Here is a 3,476-nt window from a genome sequence, read left to right as displayed (position 1 = left end):
GCGGTAGCGGCGGGTGTCCCGGCAACGGCGGTGGTGCCGGCAACGGCGGCGGTCCCGGCAACGGCGGCGGGCCCGGCAACGGCGGCGGTCCCGGCAACGGCGGCGGTCCCGGCAACGGCGGCGGTTGGGGCCAGGGATCCGGTGGTGGCAAGGGCCATAAATAGGTAAGCAATTTGCTCGGGTAATAATCAACTGCAAGTACGTTCCAACAACTAAATGGGTTATGCCTGTGAGGGCTACCCCGATCGGTGAACGGTATGAGTGAACAAACCAACGAAAAGGCGACCGCAGCTGAACAGCTGCTCGAGACGGCCGAAAAGAAGGTCATCTCGCGCCGCGCGATGATGCGCGCCGCCTGGGCACTGCCGGTGATTGCGGCTGTCCCGCTGCTGAACACGGCGTCCGCCATGAGTGGCTACAACTGCGACCGCAATCTCCAACGCTTCCTCGATGCCCTCCAGTCGGGCGATCGTAAGGGCGCCGCGGCGATTCGCGCCGAGTTGCAGGCCAACGGGTGCCGCTGCTAATCCTGTATGGTGCACGCAAGTGCACCGTCATGGGGAGGTGGTTGCACGGTTTTTTGACCAGGCAATAACAAGCCTTTCGAGGTATAACCTATGCTAGAAAACAACACACACGAAGTGACGCCGGCTACGGATCAGTTGCTCCATGCGGCTGAAAAGAAGGCCTTCTCGCGTCGCTCCATGCTGCGCGCCGGCTGGGCCCTCCCCGTGATCGCGGCCATGCCGCTGATGAACACGGCTTCGGCCATGAGCGCGTTCAACTGCGACCGGATGTTCGACAAGATGATCGACTCGATCAACTCCGGCGATGTCGAAAAGGCGCAGAAGACGCTCCAGCAGTTGCTCGACAACGGCTGCCGCTTCTAACCGAGCGCGTCTCGTTGACATCGGCCCGGCTCATCTAACGATGGGTCGGGCCGTTCGCTTTTCATAGGGATGGTGGGCAATCTGAATGATGTGCTGTATGTTCGAGTGAGTTGATTCCTGTATCATCCCATCCGATTCCCCACACCCGATTCCGCATATCCTGTGAAGCGCTTCGCCTGCATTCTCCCCCTTCTCTTTATTTCTGCCTGCACCACCACCCCGTCCGACCCGGCCCACATCCTCGTGTTCACCGGCGCCGAGGGCTATCGCCACGCCTCGACCGGCGCCGGCGTCGCCGCCCTCCGCGCCCTCGGGGCCGACAACAACTTTTCCGTCGAAGCCACGGACGACCCCGCTGCCCTCACCGAATCGACCCTCCGCAACGTGGATGCCGTCGTCTTCCTCCATACTACCGGCGATGTCCTGAACTACGCCCGGGAGGCCGACCTCGAACGCTTCGTCCAGGCCGGCGGCGGGTTCGTCGGCATCCACTCGGCCATCGAGACGGAAACCGACTGGCCCTGGTTCACCCGCCTCGTCGGCGCCCGCTACCACAGCCATCCGGCCGAGCCATCGAACGTCCAGCCGGCCACCCAGCGGGTGGTCGACGCCGCGCATCCGTCCACGGAAGCGCTGCCGGCCTCCTGGAGCCGCTCCGATGAGTGGCCGAATTTCGCGGACGTCTCGCCGGACGTCCAGGTTGTCCTCACGGTCGACGAATCCTCCTACCAGGGCGGCATCCACGGCGAGGCGCACCCCGTCGCCTGGTATCAGGCCTTCGACGGCGGGCGCTCGTTTTACACCGCCGGCGGCCATACGGCGGAGAGCTACGACGAGCCGGAGTTCCGCGCCCACCTCCTTGGCGGCATCCGCTACGCCATTGGCGAGGGCGGGCTGGATTACACCCGGGCACGCACCCGTCGTCCGCCGGAGGAACGACGCTTCGTCCAGACCATCTTCCTCGACAACCTCGACGAACCCACCGAACTCGAACTCCTCCCCGACGGCCGCATCCTCTTCGCCGAGCGGAAAGGCGCCCTGAAGCTGTACGACCCTGCCACCGCCGCCGGCCGCGTCGTCGAGATGCTTGAGGTCAATACCACCCACGAGGACGGTCTCATGGGCCTCGCGCTCGACCCGAACTACGCCACAAACCAGTGGATCTACCTGTATTATTCGGTCCCGGGCGACGAGCCCATCCAGCAGCTCTCCCGTTTTGTATTCGACGGCCAGACGCTCGACCGCGCCAGCGAAAAGAAGATGCTCCAGGTGCGCGTCCAGCGCCAGGAATGTTGCCATACCGGCGGCTCGATCGAGTTCGGGCCGGATGGCAACCTCTTTCTCTCCACCGGCGACAACACGAACCCGTTTTTTTCGGATGGATTCGCGCCGATCGACGAACGCGCCGGCCGCGCGCCGTTCGACGGCCAGGCCGGCCCCGGCAACACGAACGACTTGCGTGGCAAGATCCTGCGCATCACCCCGCAGCCGGATGGGACCTACACCATCCCCGCCGGGAATCTCTTCCCCGTGGGCGACTCGCTCTCCCGCCCGGAAATCTATGTGATGGGCAACCGTAACCCGTACCGGATCAGCATCGACCAGAAAACCGGCTTCCTGTACTGGGGAGAAGTCGGCCCCGACGCCGGCGAAGACAACCCCCTCCGCGGCCCCCGCGGACACGACGAGGTGAACCAGGCCCGCCAGGCCGGCAACTTCGGCTGGCCGTTTTTTGTGGGGGATACTAAGCCGTATCGGGACTACGACTTCGCCACGGGGAAATCCGGCGACTTGTTCGATCCTGCCGCCCCGATCAACGACTCGCCCAACAATACGGGCCGGCGCGAGCTCCCGCCGGCGCAGAAAGCGTTTATCTGGTACCCCTACGCCGAGTCGCCCGAGTTCCCCATCGTGGGCGCCGGCGGGCGTAACGCCATGGCTGGCCCGGTCTTTTATGCCGACCTGTTCACCCAGCGCCCGGGCACGTTTCCGGAATACTTCGACGGCAAGCTGTTCGTGTACGACTGGATCCGCGGCTGGGTGCTCAATGCCACGATGGACGATGAAGGCAACCTGCTCAAGCTCGATCCCTTCATGCCGGGCACCCGTTTCCGGAATCCGATCGACATGATGTTCAGCGATTCCGGCATCCTCTACGTCCTCGAATACGGCACCGGTTGGTTCACGCGCAACGTCGACGCCCGCCTGAGCCGCATCACCTACGAACGGGGCAACCTCCAGCCCGAAGTCGCCGCCCTCGCCGACCGTCTCGAAGGCGCTTCCCCACTCACGGTGACGTTCACGGCCTCGGCCTCTGATCCGGACGGCGATACGCTTTCTTACGCCTGGCAGATGATGGGGGGCAACGCCGTCCAGGCCACGACGGCGGAGGCGACGTTTACGTTCGACCAGCCCGGCACGTACCGGCCTACAGTCACCGTGACGGACGCTGCCGGCGCTACCAGCACCGCCTCGCTGACCGTCCGCTTCGGCAACGAGCCGCCGGCGGTGACGCTCGCGCTTCAGGGCAATACCACCTTCTTCAGCGACGGCCGGGTGCTCCAGTACGCGGCGTCGGTCACGGAT

3 protein-coding genes are annotated in these 3,476 nt (G+C 64.7%); all 3 read left to right on the top strand.

All coding sequences use genetic code 11. The features are described 5' to 3' along the window. Window positions 1–257 precede the first annotated feature (257 nt). Complete coding sequence (locus tag SH809_19650; protein ID MDZ4701935.1) at window positions 258–527, top strand: hypothetical protein; 270 nt, start codon at window positions 258–260, stop codon at window positions 525–527. A 90-nt stretch (window positions 528–617) separates the two neighbouring features. Next, window positions 618–890, top strand: a complete 273-nt coding sequence (locus tag SH809_19645; protein MDZ4701934.1) for a hypothetical protein — start codon at window positions 618–620, stop codon at window positions 888–890. Window positions 891–1,052: 162 nt separating this feature from the next. Next, the coding region (locus SH809_19640; GenBank protein ID MDZ4701933.1) for a ThuA domain-containing protein at window positions 1,053–3,476 on the top strand (2,424 nt) is incomplete at its 3' end.

Source organism: Rhodothermales bacterium, from assembly GCA_034439735.1.
GTDB lineage: Bacteria > Bacteroidota > Rhodothermia > Rhodothermales > JAHQVL01 > JAWKNW01.
Note: the sequence above shows the minus strand (reverse complement) of the source record. Positions and strands in the feature narration are given on the sequence as shown.